General features: G+C 69.3%; 19 protein-coding genes and 1 riboswitch. Of the genes, 7 read left to right on the forward strand and 12 right to left on the reverse strand.

Going from position 1 to position 21,464, the window contains the following annotated elements; all coding sequences use genetic code 11:
* On the forward strand, nucleotides 1–180 hold a 180-nt coding region (locus tag FV234_RS20030; RefSeq protein ID WP_187273742.1), incomplete at its 5' end, for a BrnA antitoxin family protein.
* Between the two features lie 185 nt (nucleotides 181–365).
* Here FV234_RS20030 and FV234_RS20035 read toward each other — a convergent pair.
* Genes FV234_RS20035 through FV234_RS20045 form a run of 3 tightly spaced genes read right to left on the reverse strand, consistent with a single transcriptional unit; the run spans nucleotide 366 to nucleotide 2,118 of the window.
* Nucleotides 366–830 carry a YaiI/YqxD family protein gene (locus tag FV234_RS20035; RefSeq protein WP_147761443.1) on the reverse strand — a complete coding sequence of 155 codons (465 nt, stop codon included), beginning with the start codon at nucleotides 828–830 and terminating at the stop codon, nucleotides 366–368.
* On the reverse strand, nucleotides 827–1,048 hold the full coding sequence (locus FV234_RS20040; protein WP_147754414.1) for a hypothetical protein: 222 nt from the start codon (nucleotides 1,046–1,048) through the stop codon (nucleotides 827–829). Before FV234_RS20040 ends, FV234_RS20035 begins: the two co-directional genes overlap by 4 nt.
* On the reverse strand, nucleotides 1,045–2,118 hold the full coding sequence (locus FV234_RS20045) for an adenylate/guanylate cyclase domain-containing protein (RefSeq protein WP_147754415.1): 1,074 nt from the start codon (nucleotides 2,116–2,118) through the stop codon (nucleotides 1,045–1,047). The genes FV234_RS20040 and FV234_RS20045 overlap by 4 nt, the downstream gene beginning before the upstream one ends.
* 318 nt (nucleotides 2,119–2,436) lie before the next feature.
* Between FV234_RS20045 and FV234_RS20050 the strand changes: the two genes are divergently transcribed.
* The gene (locus FV234_RS20050; RefSeq protein WP_147761444.1) at nucleotides 2,437–3,276 is read left to right on the forward strand and encodes an aldo/keto reductase; all 840 of its coding nucleotides are present in this window, start codon (nucleotides 2,437–2,439) and stop codon (nucleotides 3,274–3,276) included.
* 95 nt (nucleotides 3,277–3,371) lie between these two features.
* Complete coding sequence (locus tag FV234_RS20055) at nucleotides 3,372–4,661, forward strand: porin (protein ID WP_147831248.1); 1,290 nt, start codon at nucleotides 3,372–3,374, stop codon at nucleotides 4,659–4,661.
* A gap of 139 nt (nucleotides 4,662–4,800) precedes the next feature.
* Here FV234_RS20055 and FV234_RS20060 read toward each other — a convergent pair whose 3' ends face one another.
* The gene (locus tag FV234_RS20060; RefSeq protein WP_238270713.1) at nucleotides 4,801–6,405 is read right to left on the reverse strand and encodes a sensor domain-containing diguanylate cyclase; all 1,605 of its coding nucleotides are present in this window, start codon (nucleotides 6,403–6,405) and stop codon (nucleotides 4,801–4,803) included.
* Nucleotides 6,406–6,594: 189 nt separating this feature from the next.
* Complete coding sequence (locus FV234_RS20065; protein WP_147751617.1) at nucleotides 6,595–8,796, reverse strand: transglycosylase domain-containing protein; 2,202 nt, start codon at nucleotides 8,794–8,796, stop codon at nucleotides 6,595–6,597.
* A gap of 277 nt (nucleotides 8,797–9,073) precedes the next feature.
* On the opposite strand from FV234_RS20065, the gene FV234_RS20070 reads away from it, so the two are divergent.
* Nucleotides 9,074–9,325 carry a PilZ domain-containing protein gene (locus tag FV234_RS20070; protein WP_147761445.1) on the forward strand — a complete coding sequence of 84 codons (252 nt, stop codon included), beginning with the start codon at nucleotides 9,074–9,076 and terminating at the stop codon, nucleotides 9,323–9,325.
* Nucleotides 9,326–9,362: 37 nt separating this feature from the next.
* Here the strand turns inward: FV234_RS20070 and FV234_RS20075 are convergent, their stop codons facing one another.
* The 3 genes from FV234_RS20075 to FV234_RS20085 form a co-directional block, all read right to left on the reverse strand.
* The gene (locus tag FV234_RS20075; protein WP_147761446.1) at nucleotides 9,363–10,448 is read right to left on the reverse strand and encodes an acyltransferase family protein; all 1,086 of its coding nucleotides are present in this window, start codon (nucleotides 10,446–10,448) and stop codon (nucleotides 9,363–9,365) included.
* Between the two features lie 158 nt (nucleotides 10,449–10,606).
* Nucleotides 10,607–10,975 carry an HNH endonuclease gene (locus FV234_RS20080; protein WP_147761447.1) on the reverse strand — a complete coding sequence of 123 codons (369 nt, stop codon included), beginning with the start codon at nucleotides 10,973–10,975 and terminating at the stop codon, nucleotides 10,607–10,609.
* 66 nt (nucleotides 10,976–11,041) lie between these two features.
* On the reverse strand, nucleotides 11,042–11,878 hold the full coding sequence (locus FV234_RS20085; RefSeq protein ID WP_147831250.1) for an alpha/beta hydrolase: 837 nt from the start codon (nucleotides 11,876–11,878) through the stop codon (nucleotides 11,042–11,044).
* Nucleotides 11,879–11,996: 118 nt separating this feature from the next.
* A riboswitch (TPP riboswitch) is annotated at nucleotides 11,997–12,105 on the forward strand.
* Nucleotides 12,106–12,179: 74 nt separating this feature from the next.
* Between FV234_RS20085 and thiC the strand changes: the two genes are divergently transcribed.
* Together thiC and FV234_RS20095 are read left to right on the forward strand one after the other, a co-directional pair.
* Nucleotides 12,180–14,069, forward strand: a complete 1,890-nt coding sequence (gene thiC / locus FV234_RS20090) for a phosphomethylpyrimidine synthase ThiC (RefSeq protein ID WP_147831252.1) — start codon at nucleotides 12,180–12,182, stop codon at nucleotides 14,067–14,069.
* A 169-nt stretch (nucleotides 14,070–14,238) separates the two neighbouring features.
* Nucleotides 14,239–14,613 carry a hypothetical protein gene (locus FV234_RS20095; RefSeq protein WP_147761450.1) on the forward strand — a complete coding sequence of 125 codons (375 nt, stop codon included), beginning with the start codon at nucleotides 14,239–14,241 and terminating at the stop codon, nucleotides 14,611–14,613.
* Nucleotides 14,614–14,864: 251 nt separating this feature from the next.
* Here the strand turns inward: FV234_RS20095 and FV234_RS20100 are convergent, their stop codons facing one another.
* Nucleotides 14,865–17,135: a DUF1522 domain-containing protein gene (locus FV234_RS20100; protein ID WP_147763853.1), complete on the reverse strand. Its 2,271-nt coding sequence runs from the start codon at nucleotides 17,133–17,135 to the stop codon at nucleotides 14,865–14,867.
* A 241-nt stretch (nucleotides 17,136–17,376) separates the two neighbouring features.
* On the opposite strand from FV234_RS20100, the gene FV234_RS20105 reads away from it, so the two are divergent.
* A complete protein-coding gene (locus tag FV234_RS20105) occupies nucleotides 17,377–17,766 on the forward strand; it encodes a flagellar biosynthesis repressor FlbT (protein ID WP_147751610.1) in 390 nt (129 codons plus the stop codon).
* 348 nt (nucleotides 17,767–18,114) lie between these two features.
* On the opposite strand, the gene flaF is transcribed toward FV234_RS20105, so the two are convergent.
* From flaF to FV234_RS20120, 3 genes are all read right to left on the reverse strand, one after another.
* Nucleotides 18,115–18,474, reverse strand: coding sequence for a flagellar biosynthesis regulator FlaF (gene flaF / locus FV234_RS20110; RefSeq protein ID WP_147751609.1), 360 nt, complete (start codon nucleotides 18,472–18,474; stop codon nucleotides 18,115–18,117).
* Nucleotides 18,475–18,556: 82 nt separating this feature from the next.
* Nucleotides 18,557–20,182: an ABC-F family ATP-binding cassette domain-containing protein gene (locus tag FV234_RS20115; RefSeq protein ID WP_147813197.1), complete on the reverse strand. Its 1,626-nt coding sequence runs from the start codon at nucleotides 20,180–20,182 to the stop codon at nucleotides 18,557–18,559.
* 78 nt (nucleotides 20,183–20,260) lie between these two features.
* Nucleotides 20,261–21,448 carry a patatin-like phospholipase family protein gene (locus tag FV234_RS20120; RefSeq protein WP_147813199.1) on the reverse strand — a complete coding sequence of 396 codons (1,188 nt, stop codon included), beginning with the start codon at nucleotides 21,446–21,448 and terminating at the stop codon, nucleotides 20,261–20,263.
* Nucleotides 21,449–21,464: the final 16 nt, after the last annotated feature.

Below are 21,464 nucleotides of genomic sequence, written 5' to 3' on the forward strand. Positions count from 1 at the left end.
GCCCCGGCCCCGGCGCCCGCGGCGGCGGCGCCGGCACCGCGCCAGCCACAGGCCGCCCCGGGTGCGCGCGAGTCGGTGACGTTGCGCATCGACAGCGCCGTGCTGGCGCACTTCCAGAAGGACGGCCCGGGCTGGCAGGACCGCATCAACGACGCCCTCAAGGCGATCGCCTCGGCCTGAAACACGCCGGATCATCGGATTTTCGGTTGATCGGCTCGGTGAGTACGGCGCCCGTTTTCCCGGACGGGTGAGGCGTCAGCGGAATGCGATCTGGGACCCAGCTCGGGACGTCGCGAAGCGTCGAAACCCTTGCGCCGTACATGTCGAGCCGCCGACGCGGCCCCTTTATGGTGCTGGGTCCCGGATCAGGCGGTGCCGCGCCGGATGCGGTTCACCGCTCGGTCGAGGGCGCCGAGGAACGCCGAGCGGTCGCGCGCCGAGAACGGGCGCGGCCCGCCGGTGATCGTGCCGGCCTCGCGCAGGTCCTGCATCAGGTTGCGCGTGGCGAGCGCCATGCCGATCGCCGATTCCGAGAACGGCTTGCCGTTCGGGCCGATCACCGTCGCGCCCGCCTTCACGCAGCGGCTGGCCAGCGGCACGTCGGCCGTGACGACGACGCTGCCCGGCCCAGCCCGCTCGGCGATCCAGTCGTCGGCCGCATCCATCGCGTCGCCGACGACGACGCGCTCGATCCAGGGTTCGCGCGGCACGTTCAGGAAGCTGTTGGCCACGACGTAGACGTGCAGCCCGTAGCGGGCGGCGACGCGGTAGGTCTCGTCCTTCACCGGGCAGGCGTCGGCGTCGACGTAGATCGCGATCGGGCCGGTCACGACGAACGTTTCCCCGCAGCCGCTTTCGGCGTCCGCGGCTTCGGCACGAGGCGGGCGGAGAACCCGGCCGCCATCAGCAGCACGCCGAGCGCGAACTGCGCCCTCGAAATCTCGCCGCCGATCGACAGGACGATGGCGCGGCCGACCACGAGGATGCCCAGAAGCGGCAGGCCGAAGCGCAGCGCCATCCGCAGGCCGGTGAGCCAGGGTGCGCTCATCGCGCGATCCGAAGCGCCGGGCGCTCCGTCTCGATAGGCTGCGGCATCTCGGGGGCGGCCCGCTCCAGGGTCGCGACGGAGAGCGGCTGGCCGCGCCCGCGCAGGGCGTGCGCCCCGAGCGACCGCGCCGCGATGCCCGCCGGCAAGGCGTCGAGGCGGTCGAGCAGGTCCTGCGAGATCAGCATGTTCACGCCCAGCGGCCGGCACAGGGCCTCGATCCGCGAGGTGACGTTCACCGCGTCGCCGAAATAGGCGATCTTGTGCCGATCGACGCCGACTTCCGCCGTCACCACCGAGCCGCCGTGCAGGGCCGCGCGCAGGCGCGGCACGGTGCCGAACCGCGTGGTCCAGGCGGCGGCGTCCGCCTCGATCCGGTCGAGCACGTCGAAGACGCAGGCGACGCAGCGCGCGTCCTTGAGGCCGCGGGCCATCGGCCAGGTGATCATGGCGAGGTCGCCGATGTAGTCGTCGGTGGAGCCGGCATTGCGCCGCACCGGCTCGGCCAGCGTGGCGAAGATCGCGCCGAGATATTCCTGCGCCCGCAGGTCGCCGTGCGTCTCGGCGAAGGCGGTGGAGCCGACCACGTCGAGGAACAGGAAGATCCGCTCCTCGCGCACCGGCTTGTGATAGCGCCCGACGAGGAAGTTCACGAACACCTCGCCGCCGATGAGGTCGCGCATCCGCACGACGAAGACGAGGAGCGCCGAGACCGCGAGCGAATAGGCCAGCACCCGCGGGGTGATCCGCACCGCGGAGGACAGCGTGTCGTCGGTGAGGCCGAGCGCCCAGACCACCGAGCCGCCGAGCGCGCAGCCGAGCGCGATCATCAGCACGTAGAGCAGTTCGGCAGAGGGCACGTACAGCATCGCCGGCAGGCGGCGCAGGCGCGTCTGCAGGCCGGAGAGGATCAGGCCCCGGTCGAAGGCCAGCACCGTCACGCCGACGGCGAGGCCGTAGATCGTGCCGGCCGCGAGCGAGGTGCCGCCGACGAACAGCAGGTTGTAGAGGAGGCCCGCCCCGCCGGATGCGACGACGATGAGAGCCCAGAACCAGCGATGCTGCGGGAGCATTCAGTGGTCCGCCTGGGCGAGGAACGAGGCGTGAGGCGGACAGGCAGCGTGCACGAAACCGATCCTGAAGCGTTCTCGACCCGGTGCGGAACGAAGCGGGCTGGACGGCGCCCCGCCACAGGAACGGGGCATCGACCAAAGTCTAGGTCCGGACTTGGTGCCGGGCCATTGCTCAACGTCCCATGATGGCGCGATTAAGGCGCAGGCGCCATCCGTTCCGGCGATGGAGCGGCCGCGCCCACGAGACCGGACCTTCGGGGCGCACGGCGCGCCTCTTCCCGGGCGCACGGTGCGCCTTTTGGAGACAGGATCCACGTGATGCACGCCAGACCTTTCGGCGCGACGGGCCTCAACGTTTCGGTGGTCGGCCAGGGCACCTGGCGGATCGACGCCGCCGCCCGCGAGGCGGCCGTCGCCGCCCTGCGCGCGGGCATCGACGCCGGCATGACCCATATCGACACCGCGGAGATGTACGGCGACGGCGAGGCCATCGTCGGCGAGGCGATCCGGGGCGCGCGGGAAGAAATCTTCCTCGTCTCCAAGGTGGTGCCGGGCAACGCCACGCGCCGCGGGGTGGCGCGCGCCTGCGAGCAGTCGCTGCGGCGCCTCGGGACCGACCGCCTCGACGCCTACCTGCTGCACTGGCCGGGCCACCACCCGCTGGAGGAGACCATCGCCGGCTTCGAGGACCTGCGGCAGGCGGGCAAGATCCTGTCCTGGGGCCTGAGCAACTTCGACGTCGAGGACCTCGACCGGGCGCTGCGCATCGCCGGCCCCTACCGCATCGCCTGCAACCAGGTGCTGTACCATCTCGGCGAGCGTGCGATCGAGCACGCGGTGCTGCCGTGGTGCGCCAAGAACGGCGTCGCGCTGGTCGGCTACTCACCCTTCGGCAGCGGCGACTTCCCGAACCCCGCCAGCCCCGGCGGCCGCGTGCTGGCCGGCATCGCCGAGGCGCACGGCGCGACGCCCTACGCGGTGGCTTTGGCGTTCCTGACGCGGATGGAGAACACCTTCACCATCCCGAAGACCGGCCGCGCCTCCCGGGCGGTCGAGAATGCCGGCGCGGCCTCCCTCCACCTCAACGCGGCCGAGATCGCGATGATCGAGGCGCAGTTTCCCCGCGGCCCGCGTCCGCGGACGCTTCCCATGCTGTGAAACCCGCGCGACCGTTGCCCGCGTGTCGCGATATCGTCAGCGATTTCGCGCTATCCCTTGCCCCGGGTCCTGGTTCGGCGCCCGCGGAGGTTGCGATGGCGGACCGTTCGATCCTGCGGTTAGGCCCGCGCGCCGCCTTGCTCGGATCGACCTTGCTCGGATCGACCTTGCTCGGATGCGCGGCGCCTGCCGGCGCCGCCGAAGGGTCGCCGCTTGCCGGCCCCTACGGCGAGACGCTGACCGTCGACGACAAGGGCATCACGCTGCGCTTTCCCGACGACGCGGCCAAGCTTCGGATCGGCGGCAAGCTGCAGCTCGATTTCGGGGCGGCCGGCATCCGCCAGACCGGGTTCCCCGAGCCATTCTCCGACAACGTGGGCGTCCGGCGCTCCTGGATCGAGAGCTACCTGACCCTCGGCAAGACCATCGAGCTCGCGTTCCAGTACGATTTCGCCGACCCGATGCGGCCGATCAACGATGCGGCGATCGCCTGGAAGGGCATCCCCGGCATGATCCTCACGGTCGGCAACATGAAGGAGCCCTTCAGCCTCGACCAGCTGACCAGCGACAACAACACCGTCTTCACCGAACGCTCGCTCGCCGACGCATTCGCGCCGGCCCGCAACTTCGGCTTCGCGATCGGCCGGTCCGGTCAGGACTGGACCGTGGTCACCAGCGTCTTCGGCGGCAACGCCAACACCGGCATCCGCAGCGAGGGCGTCGCCTCGACCACGCGCGCGACCTTCGCGCCGATCCACACCGACGACGCGGTGCTCCATCTCGGCATCGCCGGAAGCTTCCGCAGCCTGCCGCGGGACGAGTCGCCGCTCGCCCTGTCGAGCCGCTCGGAGGCGTTCCTGTTCGCGCGGCCCTTCGTGAACACCGGCGACATCCGCGACGCGGCGAGCGTCGGCCGGCTCGGCCTCGAGGCCGCCTACCGCACCGGACGCCTGCTGATCCAGGCCGAGTACATCCGCACCGAGGTGTCGCGCTTCGACGGCGCCCGGTCGGTCTCGTTCCAGGGCGGCTACGTCGAGGCCAGCTACGTGCTCAACGGCCAGGGCCGCGCCTACGCCGTGACGCCGAACTACGGCACGACCTACGCGATCTTCGAGGCGGTGAAGGTCGGCGAGGAGGCGCGGGTGAGCCGCGGCGGCATCGGCGTGTTCGAGCTCGCCGCCCGCGTGAGCGCGATCGACCTCGACGACGGCGCGATCCGCGGCGGCATCGAGCGCGACGTGAGCGTCGGGGTGAACTGGTACCCGGACCGCAACGTGCGGATCATGGCCGACTACGTCCGGTCGCGGGCCGCGCCCTCCGCCCTCCAGGGCGGCCGCGCGATCGACACCGACGTGTTCATCGGGCGGTTCCAGGTCGCCTGGTGAGGGGACGCCGCGGGGTCGGTGCAAGTGCCTCGATAAGTGCAATGGAATTGGTGAGTGGCTTTGAATTGGTAGGTGGAAGTGAATTGGTAGGTGGATGTGCGTTGCCGATCCGGCCCTCGCTCCGGTCGGCGGGCGCGCCTCAGGCGGTCAGGGCGACCGGCTCGGCCGGCGCAGCGTGGGCCGCCGCGCGGACGCGGTTGCGGCCGGCGCGCTTGGCCGCGTAGAGCGCGGCGTCGGCGTCGGCGAACAGGGCCGCCGCGTCGTCGCCCGGTCCCGGCACCCGGCAGGCGAGGCCGACGCTGATCGTGGCGACGCCGCCGACATCGGTGGCGTGCGCGATCTGAAGCCCGACCACCGCGCGGCGGATGCGGTCGGCGAGCGCGCGCACCGCGTCGTCGGGCAGGCCGGACAGGATCACCGCGAACTCCTCGCCGCCGATCCGGCAGGCGACCGCGTCGAGGCCGGCCAGGCGCTGCAGCACGCACGCGGCCAGGGCCTGGAGGACCGCGTCGCCGCGGTGATGGCCGAAATGGTCGTTGAACCGCTTGAAGTGGTCGGCGTCGAGCAGCAGCAGCGCGATCGGCTCCCGATGGCGCACGGCGCGCTGCCAGGCTTCGTCGAGGGCCGCGTCGTAGCGGCGGCGGTTGGGCAGGCCGGTGAGGCTGTCGGTGAGCGCGAGGCGCGACAGCTCGGCGTTGGCGGTGCGCGCGGAATCCTCCGCCACCGTGCGCTGGGTCATCTCCCGGTGGAGCACCAGCATCGAGCCCAGGGTGACGCAGATCAGGCCCAGGATCAGCGCCGCGATCCAAAGCGCCTTCGAAAGCCAGACGGCGCGGATGCTGTCGACGCCGGTCGAGACGTTGACGACGAGCGGCAGGCCTTCGAGGTTGGCGAAGGCGTAGAGGCGGTCCTTGCCGTCGAGCGTGGAGGTGCCGACGAACATCCCGCGCCGCTCCTCGCGGTGCCGCAGGAAGGCCGGCCCGTCCGCGACGTTGCGCCCGACGTAGCCTGCCCCGTAGGGATGCCGCAGCATCAGCGTCCCGTCCTGGTGGAAGACGTTGATGTGGGCGCCCGGATCGATCCGCAGCCGTGCGAACTGCGACTGGAAGTACGACAGGTGGATCGCCCCACTCACCATCCCCCCGAACGTGCCGTCCGCCTTCACGATCGGCCGGCTCAGGCCCATGATCGACCGGCCCGAGATGCGCGACGTCCGCGGGCCGGTGATCACCAGCCCGGCCTGCGGGTCGGCCTTCAGGCGCTGGAACTCGGGCAGGTCGGCGACCGAGTGGCGGCTCGTGGTCTCCGGGTCCGAGGTGATCTGGACCTGGCCGGAGGAGTCGACCAGGGCGATGACGCCGAGGCCCGCCGCCGAGGCGGCGTTGTCGAACAGCACCTCGCGCCGCAGGTCGGGCGGCAGCTCGATCAGGTTCGGCTGGGTGGCGCGGACGGCGGCGGCCTGGAGCGACAGGTCGTACATCACGACGTTGCGGGACACGGCCTCCTCGATCATGCCGAGCAGGTTCTGTGCGTTCGTCTCGGCGCGCCGCCACGCGCCGTCGCGCAGGTCGTAGATCAGGTAGGCGCCGAGGATCGCGAGGCAGGCGGTGACGCCGATGCCGAACCGGGCGATCAACAGGGAGGCACGGTCCTTCCGCAGGGGCGCCGTCGCGGCGGACGCCAGGTCGGCGAGCACCGACCTGGAAAGCTTCGCCTTGCTGGCAAACATCGATTTGGCAGACATCGACCGCGGACCCAAACTCGAAGCCTCACGACGATGATGCAAGCGAGAGAAGTATTTTAGCCTAACGCGCCCAATCTGTAGTAGAAAGACTGATCAACATGCTGAACGCTTCGTCAATCGCAAGTCCGGCGCACCCCTCTGACGTTGCAAGCGATGCCGGCGAGGCCTTTCCGAGGCCTACACCGACGATCAATCGCCGAGGCCGAACAGCTTCTCGATGAAGTTCCGGTCGTCCGCGTCGCGGGCCGCCGGACGCCGCGCGGCTGTGGCCCGGGGTGCCGGGGCGGGTGCGGGCGGCTCGCCGAAGATCTGCCCGAGGATGTTGCCCGGGTTCGGCGCGCTCGCCACCGAGGCCGTCGTCTCGGGCGCCTTGCGCCAGCGGTTGAGGCCGGGCAGCGGCACCGGCGTCTGACCCTTCAGGGCGACGCTCATGTAGGTCTTCCAGATCTCCACCGGCAGGTTGCCGCCGGACGCCTTCTTGGTCGGCTCGCCGTCGTCGTTGCCGAGCCAGATCCCGGTGACCAGGCTGCCGGAATAGCCGATGAACCAGGCATCGCGGAAATCCTGGCTGGTGCCGGTCTTGCCGGCCAGATCCCAGCCGGGGATGTCGCCCTTCTTGGCGGTGCCGATCACGAAGGTCTCGTGCATCATCGCGTTCATCATGCCGACGGCGTTCGGATCGATGACGCGACCGAGGCCGCCTTCGCCGCGCTTGTACAGGACCTTGCCGTCGACGCCCTTCACCCCGGCGACGACGTAGGGGATCACCCCCGTGCCGCCGTTGGCGAAGGCACCGTAGGCCCCGACCATCTCCAGCGGCGTCACCTCCGAGGTGCCGAGCGCGATCGAGCCGTTGGCCTGCAGCGGCGAGGTGATGCCGAGCCGCTGCGCCGTCTGCACCACCGCCTTGGCTCCGACCTCCTGGCCGAGGCGCACGGCGACCGTGTTGAGCGACAGGGCGAGCGCGGTGCGCAGGGTGACCGGTCCCTCGTACTGGTGCGAATAGTTCTCGGGCTGCCAGTTGCCGATCTTGATCGGCGCGTCCTCCTTGACCGTGTCCGGCGTCGCCCCGCGCTCGACCGCGGCGAGGTAGACGAACGGCTTGAACGAGGAGCCCGGCTGGCGCTTGGCCGTGGTGGCGCGGTTGAACTGGCTCTGCGCGTAGTCGCGCCCGCCGATCAGCGCGCGGATCGCGCCGTCCGGCCGCATCGAGACGAGCGCGCCCTGGCCGACGTTGTAGCGCCCGCCCTTGGCGTTGAGCTCGTCGACGAGCGCCTTCTCGGCGGTCGCCTGCAGGGTGGTGTCGATCGTGGTCTGGACGACGATGTCGCCCTCGATCGTGCCGACGAAGTCGTCGAGCACGTCCATCACCAGGTCGGCGACGTAGTTCGCCGAGCCGCCGCCGCGGCTGCTCGCCGGGCGCGCCGGCTGGGCGAGCGCGACCTTGGCGTCCTGGGCGGTGATGAAGCCGAGCTCCTGCATCGCCGCGACGACCTGGGCGGCGCGCGCCTGGGCTGCCGGCAGGTTGCGGTTCGGCGCCAGCCGCGAGGGGGCCTGGACGAGGCCGCCGAGCATCGCGGCTTCCGCGACGCTGACGTTCTTGGCCGGCTTGCCGAAGTAGCGCTGCGCCGCCGCCTCGACGCCGTAGGCGCCGGCTCCGAAATAGACCCGGTTCAGATAGAGCTCGAGCAGCTCGTCCTTGGTGTACTTGTGCTCCAGCCAGAGGGCGAGGATCGCCTCCTGGATCTTTCGCGAGGCCGAGCGCTCGGGGGTGAGGAACAGGTTCTTGGCGAGCTGCTGCGTCAGCGTCGAGCCGCCCTGGGCGACGCCGCGGCGCGTCAGGTTCTGGCCGATGGCGCGCAGGATGCCGACCGGGTCGACGCCGAAATGACTATAGAAGCGCCTGTCCTCGATCGCCACGAAGGCGCGCGGAAGGTAGGTCGGCAGCTCCTTGATGCCGACGACGCGGCCGCCGGTCTCGCCGCGGTTGGCGAGCAGCGAGCCGTCGGATGCCAGGATGGCGATGTTCGGCGGGCGCTTGGGCACCGCGAGCTGGTCGATCGGCGGCAGCTGCGAGGCGTGGTAGGCGATGAGGCCGGCGATGCCGACCACCGCCCATAGGCCGAGCACCCACCCGGCGTAGACGAGGCGCCCGAGCAGGGATCGCCTGCGGACCTTCTTGCCCCCGCTGCGGCGCGCGCCGCTTTTTGCTGCGGGCTTCGCCCGGCGGCTGCCCTTGTCCTCGCCGTCCCGAACTCTGCTCGCCACGCCGCCTCCCGGGCGATCGTCCCGCGACAGGCGCAGGTCCGCGCCGCCCCGACCTGCGCCGCGCCCTTCGGGCACGTCGAAGTTCGGTTCGCCCCGGCCGTCCCGTCCGCGTCCGTTCGCCATGCGTCCCGTCTGTCCTGAGGCCCCGTGGGCACGCGCGACGCGAAGGCTGCGCGCGGCGATCGTCGGAGGCCCGGTTCCGCACGGTAAATGCGGCGGGTTTAAGGGATGTTAACCGCCGATTTTCAGAAGTCGTTGAGGATCAGGCACTTGGGTTTGGGCCGGCAGGATTCTCCCGGGATCCGCGGTGGCGCGCCGACGGTCTGCGCTCGGCCGCTTGGGGCATTTGCTAAGCCTCGGCGCGCATGATGCGCTCCGCCTCCAATCCTCGGGTGATGCCATGAGCGACAATCGACGCAACACCCCGCGCAAGGATGCCTTCCAGGTCGCGAGCCTGTTCGCCGAGAGTGGTGCGGACGCGCAGGAATGTCTCGTCTGGGACGTGTCGGCGACCGGCGCTCAGCTCGAGCTTGCGCCCGAGGTCGTCGTGCCGGACCGGTTCACGCTGCAGGTGACCGCCTACGAGCCGCCGCGGCGCTGCCGCGTCGTGCGGCGCGAGGGCCGCCGCCTGGGGGTGTGTTTCGAAGGCTGAGGCCTGAGGACGCTGCGATGGCCTCGGACGGGGCAGATCAGGCCGCCTGAAGCGCCGGCGCCTGCGAGTTCGCTGCGGTCGCGATGTGGAACGCCTTCGGACGGACGAACAGGACGCGAAGCGCGGTGCCGCGCACCGCACGCTCCAGCGCCAGCGGCACGATCACGGCGACCGCCATCACCGTCAGGCTGGCGAGCCCGACGTCGGCGATCAGCCCGGCCTTGACCAGCAGCGTCCGCGTCGCGGCCATCGGCAGGAAGAACGCCAGATAGATCACGATCGAGCGCCGTCCGCAGGCGCGCAAGGAAGTGGCGACCGGCCCGCCGGCCGCCGTCAGGAGCGCCGCGCCCGAGACGATGGCGAGGGCGCCGGCTCCGCCTACGATCAGGGCTACCACCGGCAGACTGGCCAGGGTCGGGTAGCCGGGAAGGCTCGACGGCGTGAAGGCGAGCCACGCCTCGATGCCCGCCCAGAGTAGCAGGAACGTGCAGGCGATGCGCGGGGCCGCCGCCGCCCGGTCGGCCAGGGCGAAGATGCGATCGGCGAAGACGTACCCGGCCAGGAAGTAGACGTAGCGGGCGCAGAACTCCTCCGCGAGGTAGGATGGGGTGGCGATGGGCACGACCTGCAGCAGCGCGGCGCCGGCCAGCAGCACCGCGGGCGGCACGCGACGCAGCATCTTGGTCGCGACCGAGAACACCGCGAGCAGGTAGATGAACCATAGGGTCGAGTACGGCTCGACCAGTGCGTTCAGGAGGTGGGTGGCGAAGGCGCCGGGGCCGGCCTCGCCGACGATCGCCGGGTATTTCGCCAGCGACTGGATCACGACCCAGAGCCCGTAGAAATACGCGAAGTGCACCACGCGCCGGTCGGCGAACAGGCGCCACGGGCGATCGATCACCCGTCCGAGGAACAGGCCCGACAGCAGGAAGAAGTCAGGGATGCGGAACGGCTTGGCGAAAGTCACCACCGTGTGGAGGAACCCCTCGCCCTCCATCGCCGCCCCGGTCCCCAGGGTGGAATGCATCATCACCACGAGGAGGATGCAGATGCCCTTGGCGACGTCGACCCAGGCGAGACGCAGCGCCTCCGCCGGCACAGCCGCGCCCGCCTCCCCAAACATCGCCGCCTCCCGAACGTTGCGCGGACGCAACCCTGAAGCGAGACCCGTAAAGGCCGCCTGAGCCGGCTGGCGCCATCGCGCAACATGGCGAACGAGGGGTAAACCGAGGGCGCCTGCGGGGCGGGACCAGATCCGGCGCTGGTCAGCTCTTGCTGTGGTCAGCTCTTGCGCTTGGCCGCGCGGCGGTCGCGCGTCATCCGCGTGGCGGCGTGGAAGTCATCGGGCTTGGTCCGCACCCAGGCGATGAAGCGGGCGATCTCCGGTTCGGCCCGCAGCGCGGCCACGTCGGCGAGCCGGCGTGCGAGTTCGGCTTCGCTGTGGCGGGCATGGATCGCCGAGTGGCAAACCTGATGCAGCCGGACCGTAATGCCGTGGGTGCCTCCCTTCAGCTTCGGCACGAGGTGGTGCAGGCTCGACCGGGCGCGCGGCGGGATCGGCCGCTCGCAGAGCGGGCAGATCACCGGTTCAGGGCTGCGGGCCCACGGGTCTGGTTCATCCTCGCGCCAGCGCCGTTCGCGTCGCCCCAAAGCCCCGTCTCCCTCCACATCCGCGCCCTCCAGAATATGGGATCGGCGCAAATTCGGGGCGCGGCGTCACGGCGTCGCTGCGGCGGTCGTCGGGCATGCTGCGCGAAGGGAATCGCCGAACATCGTCTCGGCCAGCCGGTCTCGGGTACCGAGCACCGAGACGTGGTCGCCCGCCACAGACTCGAAGCGCGCGCCCTCCCCCGCCGCCGTCGCAAGCCGGCGCCCGAGCTTCACCGGGACGACGCCGTCCTCGGTGCCGTGGACGATCAGCACCGGGCCGCCGGCCCGGGCGATGCGCGCGTCGGAGCGCCAGGTATCGCGGAGGAGGAAGGTCGGCGCGTAGGGGAAGGCGAGGCGGACGATGCCGGGCAGCGAATCGAAGGGCGCCTCCAGGTAGAGCCCGAGATGCGGCACCCGCTCGGCCACCGCGACCGCGACCGCCGCACCGAGGGAATGGCCGTGCAGCAGGATCGGGGCGCCGGGCGCGCGCCGTACGGCTTCGGCCACCGCCGCGAGCCCGTCGGCGATCAGCCCGTCCTCGCTCGGCGCGCCGGTCGAACCCGGATACCCGCGATAAGAGATCGCCAGCACGCCCCAGCCGGCGGTGGACCAAGGAGGGGCGGAGAACCGCGCCGCGGCAGGCTCGGGCCGCGAGCCGTTGCCGTGGAAGCTGACCACGACGCCGCATCCCGGCCGCGGCGCGCGCCACAGGGCGTGCAGGCGCTCGTCGTCGGCGGTGAGCAGGGACAGGGCTTGCGTGCCCGGCGGCACAGGCAGCCGCGCCCGCGGGCCGGCGGTGAAGGCGCCGGGATAGATCAGGCTGCGCTGGAACAGGCCGAGCGCCCCGAGCATCAACGCGAACAGGCCGAGGGCGGCGGCCGCCAGGACGAGCAGGATTCGCATGGGGCTCCGTCGCGTTTCCCGCGGGACCCTACACCGATCCGAGACGACGTCGGCATCCGTCCGTTTCCGCCTGATCCGGCCGGCGCATTGACAAAGTCCGGCGGCCCGCGGAGATTCGAACCATTCCGAGGGGGGCCCCACGACCGGGGGCTGAGAGTGGACGCGACGTCCTGACCCTTGAACCTGATCCGGCTCGTACCGGCGGAGGGACGGGAACCTGCGGCGCCTCATCCGGCGCCCGCCGCTTCATCGCATCTCCGTCGCGGCGCGCTGCATCGCCCCAATGCCGGGAGATCCGACGATGAATGCACCCGTCCTGTCCAAAGACGTCAAAGGTAGCCCCGAGACCGTGACCACGGGTCCGGTCACCGGTTCGCACAAGGTCTACGCGAGCGTGGCCGGCCGGGAGGACATCCGGGTGCCGTTCCGCGAGATCGTGCTCACCGACCCGAACGAGCCGGCGGTGCGGGTCTACGACCCGTCCGGCCCCTACACCGAGACCAACGCCCGCATCGATCTCGCCAAGGGCCTGCCGCCGGTGCGCGACGCCTGGATCGCCAAGCGCGGCTACGCCGCCGTGCAGCCGCGCGTCGTCAAGCCCGAGGACAACGGGTTCGTGCCCGCCGACAAGCTCGTGGCCCCCTGCCCCGCCGAGCGGACCATCCGCAAGGCGGAGCCCGGCCAGATGGTGACCCAGTACGAGTTCGCCCGCGCCGGGATCGTCACCGAGGAGATGATCTACGTCGCCCACCGCGAGAACCTCTGCCGCGAGCAGATGCTAGACCGAGCGCATGCCGCGCTCGCCGACGGCGAGAGCTTCGGCGCCTCGGTGCCGCCGTTCATCACCCCCGAATTCGTGCGCAACGAGGTCGCGCGCGGCCGGGCGATCATCCCGGCCAACATCAACCACACCGAGCTGGAGCCGATGGCGATCGGCCGGAACTTCCTGGTGAAGATCAACGCCAACATCGGCAACTCGGCCGTGACCTCCTCGGCGGCGGAAGAGGTCGAGAAGCTGGTCTGGTCGATCCGCTGGGGCGCCGACACGGTCATGGACCTCTCGACCGGCCGCAACATCCACAACATCCGCTCGTGGATCATCCGCAACTCGCCGGTCCCGATCGGCACGGTGCCGATCTACCAGGCGCTGGAGAAGGTCGGCGGCGACCCGCTCAAGCTCGACTGGGAGGTGTTCAAGGACACGCTCATCGAGCAGGCCGAGCAGGGCATCGACTACTTCACCATTCACGCGGGCGTGCGCCTCGCCCACGTGCCGCTCACCGCGCGGCGCGTCACCGGCATCGTCTCGCGCGGCGGCTCGATCATGGCGCGCTGGTGCCTGGCCGGGCACCGCGAATCGTTCCTCTACGAGCGCTTCGAGGAGATCTGCGACATCTGCCGCGCCTACGACGTCTCGTTCTCGCTAGGCGACGGCCTGCGGCCCGGCTCGATCGCCGACGCCAACGACGCGGCGCAGTTCGCCGAGCTCGAGACCCTGGGCGAGCTCACCAAGATCGCCTGGAACAAGGGCTGCCAGACCATGATCGAAGGGCCAGGGCATGTGCCGATGCACAAGGTCAAGGTCAACATGGAGAAGCAGCTCGCCGAGTGCGGCGAGGCGCCGTTCTACACCCTCGGTCCGCTGACCACCGACATCGCGCCGGGCTACGACCACATCACCTCCGGCATCGGCGCGGCGATGATCGGCTGGTTCGGCTGCGCGATGCTCTGCTACGTCACGCCGAAGGAGCACCTCGGCCTGCCGAACCGCGACGACGTGAAGACCGGGGTGATCACCTACAAGATCGCCGCGCATGCCGCGGACCTCGCCAAGGGCCACCCGGCGGCGCAGCTGCGCGACGACGCCTTGTCGAAGGCGCGCTTCGACTTCCGCTGGGAGGACCAGTTCAACCTGGGCCTCGACCCGGACACGGCCCGCGCCTACCACGACGAGACCCTGCCCAAGGACGCCCACAAGGTCGCGCATTTCTGCTCGATGTGCGGGCCAAAGTTCTGCTCGATGAAGATCACGCAGGACCTGCGCGCCGAGGTGCTGGCGATGGAGGCTGCGGGCGAGGTGCTGAACACCGCACCGATCCTGACGAGCGCCGAGCGCGAGGCCGGGATGGCGGAGAAGTCCCGCGAGTTCCTGGCCGAGGGCGGCAAGCTCTACGTCGACGCCGCCGAGTAGCAGTATGGGCGAACGGTCCGCTTCGACCGTTCGTTAAAAGTCTTCCGACATCGTTGCCGGTCCGTTCAACCTGGCGGACGGCAACGGTGCAGGGGACGCAAGTCTTAAGGTCTCCTTCACGCGGCGGACCTTTGCTGGACCTCATCAGCAATGTGATGAGGAGCGTGCCATGCGCGTATCCGGCCCGAGTCCGATAGCCTCCACTCCGCCGCCCTCCCCCGCCCCGGCGGTGGCGGCGAACGATCCGCGGGCGGCACCCAGCCCTCCGCTCGATCCCGCAGTCCGCCTCGACATCCGCGTCGACGGCCGGTCTCCCGCAGCTGTCCAGAATCCGAAGCCGGTCGAGACACCGCCGGCCGGGAAGACCGAGCGTCGGGTGACCGTCGACGCCGACACGAAAAGCATCGTCTACCAAGTCATCGATTCGAGCTACGGGAACGTCGTCGTCCAGTTGCCTGATCCGGCGGTCCTCAAGAGCCGTGCCTACGCGGAAGCCGCGGCGGCCAAAGCCCAGGCCGAGCGGCCCGTCGACCGCACCGCCTGAGGCGCGAACCGGACACGACGAACGCACTGATCGGAAACGAGAAAGGCCGGGCTCCAGGAGCCCGGCCTTTCTCGTTTCCACCTGCCGATTGCGTCGCCCAACCCGTCGGCGCAAGCCCAGATCCGAGGAGCCAAATTCGCCTTGCGGCCACGAAAATGGCCCCCGGAGCCGAAAGCCACAGGAGCCAGAGTCGCAACGGTGTTCCGTCGGGAAGAGGACGGCCGCCCGGATCGGGGCGGCCGCCGTGGCGCTTAGCGGAGGAGCTGCAGGACGCTCTGCTGGGCCTGGTTGGCCAGCGACAGCGCCGAGATCGTCAGCGAGTTGCGGGTCGAGAGGGCCTGGGAGTTGGCAGCCTCCTCGTTCAGGTCGGCGCTGGTGAGGTTCGACGAACCGGTCTGCAGCACGTTGATGATGCTCTTGTTGAAGCTCTGACGGTTCTGCACCACCGAGAGGTTGGAGCCGAAGGTCGAAGCCTGGGCCCGCAGCGCAGAGGAGGCGGTGGACAGCGATGAGATCACGTTGTTGGTCGCCGAATTGTCCTCGAACTCGTTGGCGCCGTTCTGCCCAAGCTTCGACAGACCCAGGCCGGCGGCGTCGAACTGGACGCCCTGAAGGTTCAGCGTCGAGCTGCCCTTCTCGTTGAAGGTCAGCTTCAGCGTGTCACCGTTCAGCAGGTTGACCCCGTTGAAGGACGAGTCCTGAGCCGTCGTCTTGATGTTGTCGAGGATCGAGTTGAACTGGCTCAGGAGCGAAGAGCGGGTGGCCTGGGAGTTCGCGTCAGCCACCGGTGCAGCGGCCGCCGAGAAAACGCTCGCGGCGGTGCCGCCGATTGCGCCACCATCAGCGGTGCTGCCGATGGTCGAGGACGCGTGGTCGTTGGTGGTCTGGATCGTCAGCTTGCCACTCGCATCCACCGTCGCCGACAGGTTGTTGGCGCTAAGCTGGGTGTTGAGCTGATCCAGCGTCTTGACCGTGCCGTTGGTACCGTCGCCGAAGGTGACGTTGACGGCAGTCCCCTTATTCAGCGATCCGAAGGTCAGCGTCTTGCCGGACAAGCCACCGGGCGTCGATGACCGGGATGCGGTGAAGGTGGTGTCGGTCCCGGCATTGCCAGCCAGGCCGAGCGCGGACAGCGCATTGCCTGTGCCGGTGATGCTGAGGTCGGAAGTGGTTCCTGTGCTGAGCTTGAGAACGCCGCCCGAGATGCTGGAGGCAGCGACGCCCGAGACGGCAGCCGGCGTGGCGGCGCCGCTAGCGATGGTGGCGGTCTGCGCGCCGGTTGCGAAATCGACGGCCTTCAGGACGTCGGCAATCGAGCCGGCCTGGAGGAAGACGGTCGAGTTGCCACTGCCGTCGGTCACGACGTTGCCGGACACGCCCGAGCCGGATGCAACGTTCGCAGCCGCCGGGGTCTGAGCGTTCTTGAACGTGATGGTCTTGCCATTCACGTTCAGGGTCGACCCGTCCTGGATCAGGCTGGAGGTCGAGGTCGAAACCGTCGCACGCGTTGCCGTCACCGTCGCCGGGTTCGAACCCGTCGCCGTGGATACACCCAGGGCCTTCAGGAGATCCGCTTTGCCGGTGACGTTGAGGTCGGAGCCGGTCGAAGAGTTCAGAGTCACGGCACCAGTCGTGATGCTCGAAACGGTCTGGCCAGAGCTCGTCGTGATCGTCGCGGCACCGGCGGTGCTGTTGACGGCGGTTTTGACGCCGCTCGCGAGATCGACCGCCGTCAGAAGGTCGCCGACCGTACCGGCGGGCGTGGTGGTCGTTCCGAGGTAGACAGTCGAGTTTCCGGTACCGTCGGTCAGGACGTTTCCGCTCGTGCCCGAGCCGGCCGGGATCGATGTGCCGGTCGGCGCGCTGCCGGCGCGGAAGGTGATGGTCTTTCCGTTCACCGAGAGCGTATCGCCATCGGCAGGCTGAGCGTTCCCCGCAAGACCCGTGGCCGTGGCGCCGCCGGAGGCGATCAGGGTTATGCTGGGGGTCAGTGCCGCCGAGCCGTCGCCCGCGGTGGCTGCAGTGCCGACCTTCGCAGCGAGCGTGCCACCAAGCGTCGTCGATCCGGTTGCAGCGGTCGTACCGCCTGCAGCACCACTGAAGATCCCGTTGCTTGAAGCCAGAGCGTTTGCATACGAGGTCGTGCCACGGAGGTCGGCAGCGGTCGCGCCGGTGATCGTGGTCGAGACGTTCGACTTTGTGGAGTAACCGATCGTGCTCTGAAGCGCCTGGTTAGCGACCGACTTCGCCGAGTCGACCAGCTTCTGCAGCGAGGTGAGGCCGGTGTTGGCGGCCTGGATCACCTGGACGCCGTTCGAGATCGAGTCGAGCAGGTTCGAGAGGTCGTTCGAGCGGCTGTCGAGGCCCTGAGAGGTGAAGAACGAGGTCGGGTTGTCGAGGGCCGAATTGACCTTCTTGCCGGTCGACAGCCGGTTCTGGGTCGTCGCCAGCAGGCTGGCGGTATCCTGGGCGACGAGGAGGTTCTGACGCGTCGCAGACGAAAGCGTGATGCCTGAAGACATGAGATTCGATCCATTCTGATCGGTGCGCCTCCCATTTTGGAGGCTGCCGCCAGAAACCACGTCCGCGTTGCCATCGGCTTAATGCGGATGGTGAAGGAATCTCTCCTCGCGAACACCGTATATCCAGCTATCTCGAATTTCGTATACGTATGAATGACTTGCCCAACGAAGAAGTGGGATGGATTTACGAAACGTTTACCCGAATTCTGCAAAGCTCGCCCGAGCGAAACCCGGGTGATCCATGCCTCTCAAGATCGAGCTAAAGCCGTTCGAGCGTTTGCTGATCGGCGGAACGGCGATCCGCAACGGATCGCGCCGCTCCAGCTTCGTCATCGAGACGGTGACGCCGTTCCTGCGCGAGAGCGACATCATCCTGGAAAGCGAGGCCGACACGGCCTGCAAGCGGCTCTACCTCACGCTGACCGTGATGTACCTCGCCTCGAACCCGCCTGAGGCCGAGGACGCCTTCGTCGTCCAGGCCACCGAACTGATGAAGGCAGCCCCGAGCATGGCCCCGTACATCCACGACATGCACGAGCATATCGCGAGCGCCGACTTCTACCGGGCGCTCAAGCGGTGCAAGGAGCTGATCCAGTACGAGCTGGAGCTCGCGCAGCGGCTCAAGGCTTGAATTTCGGTTTCACACCGAGGCAATGGTACGATCGGGGGAAAACGGATGGTCAGTCGGCGTCTTCACGGCACGACACCGTCCTGAAATGGCCACGCCTTCAAACCACTGAGGCGCTCTTTATAGAGCGGGCAAAGGCGGGAAGTCTTTTCGGACGCTTCCGGCTCCCGTCCGCAATTCAAGATGACTTGGCAGGTGTGGTCGGCCGTCGCACGGCCTTCGGCATCCGGCGGTGCGCGATCGAAGGCCATCCACGCGCGCACGGCACAGCTCGGGTCTCGTCGACCGCATCGTACCGGTCGTGCAGACCGACGCCGCGCCCCCGTCGCGGAGGCGCAGCTTATTCGGCGATCAGGTGCGCAGACCCGCGGCGACCTGCTGGTTGATGTTGATCAGCGCCGTCAGGTTCTCGGGCTTCGGTTCGACGAGGGTGTCGACGATCCGCCGGAACACGAACACCGAAAGGCCGGCGATGTTGTCCTTGACCTCGGACGGCAGCGGGTTCTCCGGAGCCGTCGCGCCGGTCGCGAGGAGCGTCCAGACCTTCTGATTGAAGTTCAGAGCCTTGTTCAGCGAGCCGCCGGCATCGTTCCAGTTGTCGCGCACCGATTCGAGCTGGCGCGCGGCCTTGATCAGCACGGCGGCTTCAGCCTCGCGCGGGCTGAGCACGCTCTGCGCGGTGCGGGCATAGGCGTTTGCAGCGAAACTCATCGATCGGCGGCTCCCCCCGCGGGCCGGCGGGCACGGAGCGCCTTTATTGCAGACCGGCGTTAACGACCTGTAAGCGCGCCGGTCACGCCGCCCGCTTCTTACCTTTCTTCTCGCGCCCCTGCCCCGGCGCGCTCTTGCCGGCGCGGGATCGATCGAGGACGAACTTGGCGTACTCGTCCATGTCACCGGCAAACGGTCTCACCGTGTTGTCGGCCGCGAGCCACAGGCGGTCGGCGACCAGCTCCATCAGCGAGCGGTCGTGGGTGATGAGGATGACCGCGCCCTCGTAATCGTTCAGCGCATCGAGCAGCGCCCGGCGGCTGTCGATGTCGAGGTGGTTGGTCGGCTCGTCGAGGATCAGGAGGTGGGGCGCCCGCATCGCCACGAGGTTGAGCAGCAGCCGCGCCCGCTCGCCGCCCGAGAGCGAATCGACCGTGGTCTCCTGCTTCTCGTAGGCGAGGCCGAAGCTCGCGAGCTTGCCGCGGCGCGCCGATTCGCTGTCCTCCGGGCGCTCGCGCCGGATGATCGCGAGCGGCGTGTCCTTTGGGTCCATCGCCTCGATCTGGTGCTGGTGGAACCAGCCGACCTGCACTCGGCCTTCGCGTGTCATCCGCCCCGAGCGGATGTCGAGGGCGCCGGCGGCCATCTTGGCGAAGGTCGACTTGCCGGCACCGTTGACGCCGAGCAGGCCAATGCGGTCGTCGATGTCGAGGGTCAGGTTCAGGTCGCGCAGGATCGCTGGGTCGTCGCCGTAGCCGACCTCGACGTCGGTGAGATGCATCAGCGGCGGCGCCAGCGGGCGCTTCGGCGACGGCAGGTGGAACGGCGCCACGTGCTCCTCGATCGTCGTCGCGATCGGTTCGAGCTTGGCCAGGCGCTTGACCCGTGACTGCGCCTGCGCCGCCTTCGAAGCCTTCGCCTTGAAGCGGTCGATGAAGCTCTGAAGATGGGCGCGCTCGGCGTCCTGCTTGGCCTTGGCCGAGAGCTGGAGCCGGGCCTTCTCGGCGCGGCGCCGCTCGAAGTCGTCGTAGCCGCCGGCGTAGAGTTCGAGTTGCCCGTTGGCGACGTGCAGGATCGAATCGACGGAGTTGTTCAGCAGCTCGCGGTCGTGGCTGATGATCAGCGCCGAATGCGGATAGCGCTTCAGCCGCGCCTCCAGCCACAGCGCGCCTTCGAGGTCGAGGTAGTTCGTCGGCTCGTCGAGCAGCAGCACATCGGGGGCGGTAAACAACGCCGCCGCCAGCGCGACCCGCATGCGCCAGCCGCCGGAGAACTCGGACATGGGCCGCTCGAGGTCGGCCACCGAGAAGCCGAGGCCCGCCAGGATCTCGCCGGCGCGGGCCGGCGCCCGGTCGGCATCGATCTCGATCAGCCGGCCGTAGATCTCGCCCATGCGCTCGGGCTCGGCGGTCTCGAGCTCGGCGTAGAGGGCGTCGCGCTCGACGTCGGCGGCGAGGATCGTGTCGATCAGGCTGACCGGCGTCGCCGGATGCTCCTGATCGACGGCGCCGATGCGCGCGGTCTTGGGCAGGAACACCGTACCAGAATCCGGCTGGAACTCGCCCAGCACGATCTTGAACAGGGTCGACTTGCCGACGCCGTTGCGCCCGACGATCCCGACCTTGGCGCCGGGCGGGATCGCCACGCTAGCCTTCGTGAAGAAGCGCCGCCCCCACATGTTGAAGGTCAGGTCATCGATCTGCAGCATGATAGGGGTCATGGGGTGGGAGCGGAGGCGCTCCCCACTCCCTACCGCACTGCAGCAAATAGTGCGAGCGACGCGGCCCTACCGTGTGGCGGCGGTGGCGATCGCCTTCGTCAGGGGCGCGGCCGGCACCGTGTTCTCCCAGAAGCGCCCGGTCTTCGCGCGCTCGAAGCCGGCTTCGTAGAGGTTGCGCATGTAGGTGGTGTCGAAGCCGTCCGGCGTGGCGAGCTTAGGCCCGTCCTCCGGGATGTAGGTGAGGTTGAAGCCGATGCCGTTCTCGCGGGCGAAGGCGTACGTTGCGGCCAACGTCTGGCGGCTGCGCGCACGGCTCGCGGTGGTGAAGGAGCGCCCGACGATCGACAGGGTGTTGTTCTGCGTCACGTCGAATTCCGGCTCCAGGCGGCCGTTGATGATGACGTAGATCCGCCCCCGCTGCCCGGTTTGCAGGCGCTTGTCGCGGAGCAGCAGGGCCTGCGGCAGGGTGAAGACCGGCGTGACCACGGAGCCGTCGACATGCAGCTCCTGGAAGGCGCGCCCGTCGGCCTGCACGTCGATGAGCTGGGGCGGGAACACCGCCGGGATGCTCGCCGACGCGGTGAGCACGTCGCGGAACAGGTCGACCGCGTTCGGCGCGCCGCTCGCGGCGATGGCGCCCATGTTCCAGATCGTGGCGCGCTGGCTGTCGAGGTTCGTCGTCACCACCAGCAGGCGGCGGCCCTTGGCGTGCTCGGCGGCGATGGCCGCGAGCAGGTCGGCGTTGACGTAGCGGCCGACGAGGTCGCGCAGGCGCCCGTCGCCGAACAGGCCGGAGCCGAACAGCACGTTCACCACGCTCGGGCTCTGCACCAGGGTACCGGCGATGCCGCTGGTGTAGATGTCAGTGAGATAGGAATCGTACGAGGTGCCGAGGAACGCGAACGGCGCGATCAGCGATCCCGTGCTGACGCCCGACACCAGCGAGAATTCCGGCCGCGTGCCCGAAGCCGACCAGCCGTTGAGCACGCCGGCCCCGTAGGCGCCGTCCCCGCCGCCGCCGGACAGGGCGAGATAGCTGAAGCCCTGGCGCTTGTTCTGGGGGGTTGCGGCCATCTCGGTGAAGGTCTCGACCGAGGCGTCGGAAAACACGCGCGCGCCGGGGATGCCTGGCACGCCGGCCACCGCCGCCTCGGCGGCCGTGTACGGAATCCTCGGCACCGAGGAGCAGGCGGCAAGCTGGGCCGCAAAAGCGAGCACGAGGCACTCGCGCAGCCAACCATATCGACGCGACATCGTCAAAAAACCCCAA

The sequence above is a fragment of the Methylobacterium sp. WL8 genome (assembly GCF_008040045.1).
In the GTDB taxonomy this organism is placed as follows: Bacteria; Pseudomonadota; Alphaproteobacteria; order Rhizobiales; family Beijerinckiaceae; genus Methylobacterium; species Methylobacterium cerastii.

Bases quoted from the DNA above. Each gene is read 5' to 3' on its own strand.
- FV234_RS20040 (WP_147754414.1), bottom strand. From the start codon at position 1,048: ATGAGCGCACCCTGGCTCACCGGCCTGCGGATGGCGCTGCGCTTCGGC.
- FV234_RS20045 (WP_147754415.1), bottom strand. From the start codon at position 2,118: ATGCTCCCGCAGCATCGCTGGTTCTGGGCTCTCATCGTCGTCGCATCC.
- FV234_RS20050 (WP_147761444.1), top strand. From the start codon at position 2,437: ATGCACGCCAGACCTTTCGGCGCGACGGGCCTCAACGTTTCGGTGGTC.
- FV234_RS20055 (WP_147831248.1), top strand. From the start codon at position 3,372: ATGGCGGACCGTTCGATCCTGCGGTTAGGCCCGCGCGCCGCCTTGCTC.
- FV234_RS20060 (WP_238270713.1), bottom strand. From the start codon at position 6,405: ATGTCTGCCAAATCGATGTTTGCCAGCAAGGCGAAGCTTTCCAGGTCG.
- FV234_RS20065 (WP_147751617.1), bottom strand. From the start codon at position 8,796: ATGGCGAACGGACGCGGACGGGACGGCCGGGGCGAACCGAACTTCGAC.
- FV234_RS20070 (WP_147761445.1), top strand. From the start codon at position 9,074: ATGAGCGACAATCGACGCAACACCCCGCGCAAGGATGCCTTCCAGGTC.
- FV234_RS20075 (WP_147761446.1), bottom strand. From the start codon at position 10,448: ATGTTTGGGGAGGCGGGCGCGGCTGTGCCGGCGGAGGCGCTGCGTCTC.
- FV234_RS20085 (WP_147831250.1), bottom strand. From the start codon at position 11,878: ATGCGAATCCTGCTCGTCCTGGCGGCCGCCGCCCTCGGCCTGTTCGCG.
- thiC (WP_147831252.1), top strand. From the start codon at position 12,180: ATGAATGCACCCGTCCTGTCCAAAGACGTCAAAGGTAGCCCCGAGACC.
- FV234_RS20095 (WP_147761450.1), top strand. From the start codon at position 14,239: ATGCGCGTATCCGGCCCGAGTCCGATAGCCTCCACTCCGCCGCCCTCC.
- FV234_RS20100 (WP_147763853.1), bottom strand. From the start codon at position 17,135: ATGTCTTCAGGCATCACGCTTTCGTCTGCGACGCGTCAGAACCTCCTC.
- FV234_RS20105 (WP_147751610.1), top strand. From the start codon at position 17,377: ATGCCTCTCAAGATCGAGCTAAAGCCGTTCGAGCGTTTGCTGATCGGC.
- flaF (WP_147751609.1), bottom strand. From the start codon at position 18,474: ATGAGTTTCGCTGCAAACGCCTATGCCCGCACCGCGCAGAGCGTGCTC.
- FV234_RS20115 (WP_147813197.1), bottom strand. From the start codon at position 20,182: ATGCTGCAGATCGATGACCTGACCTTCAACATGTGGGGGCGGCGCTTC.
- FV234_RS20120 (WP_147813199.1), bottom strand. From the start codon at position 21,448: ATGTCGCGTCGATATGGTTGGCTGCGCGAGTGCCTCGTGCTCGCTTTT.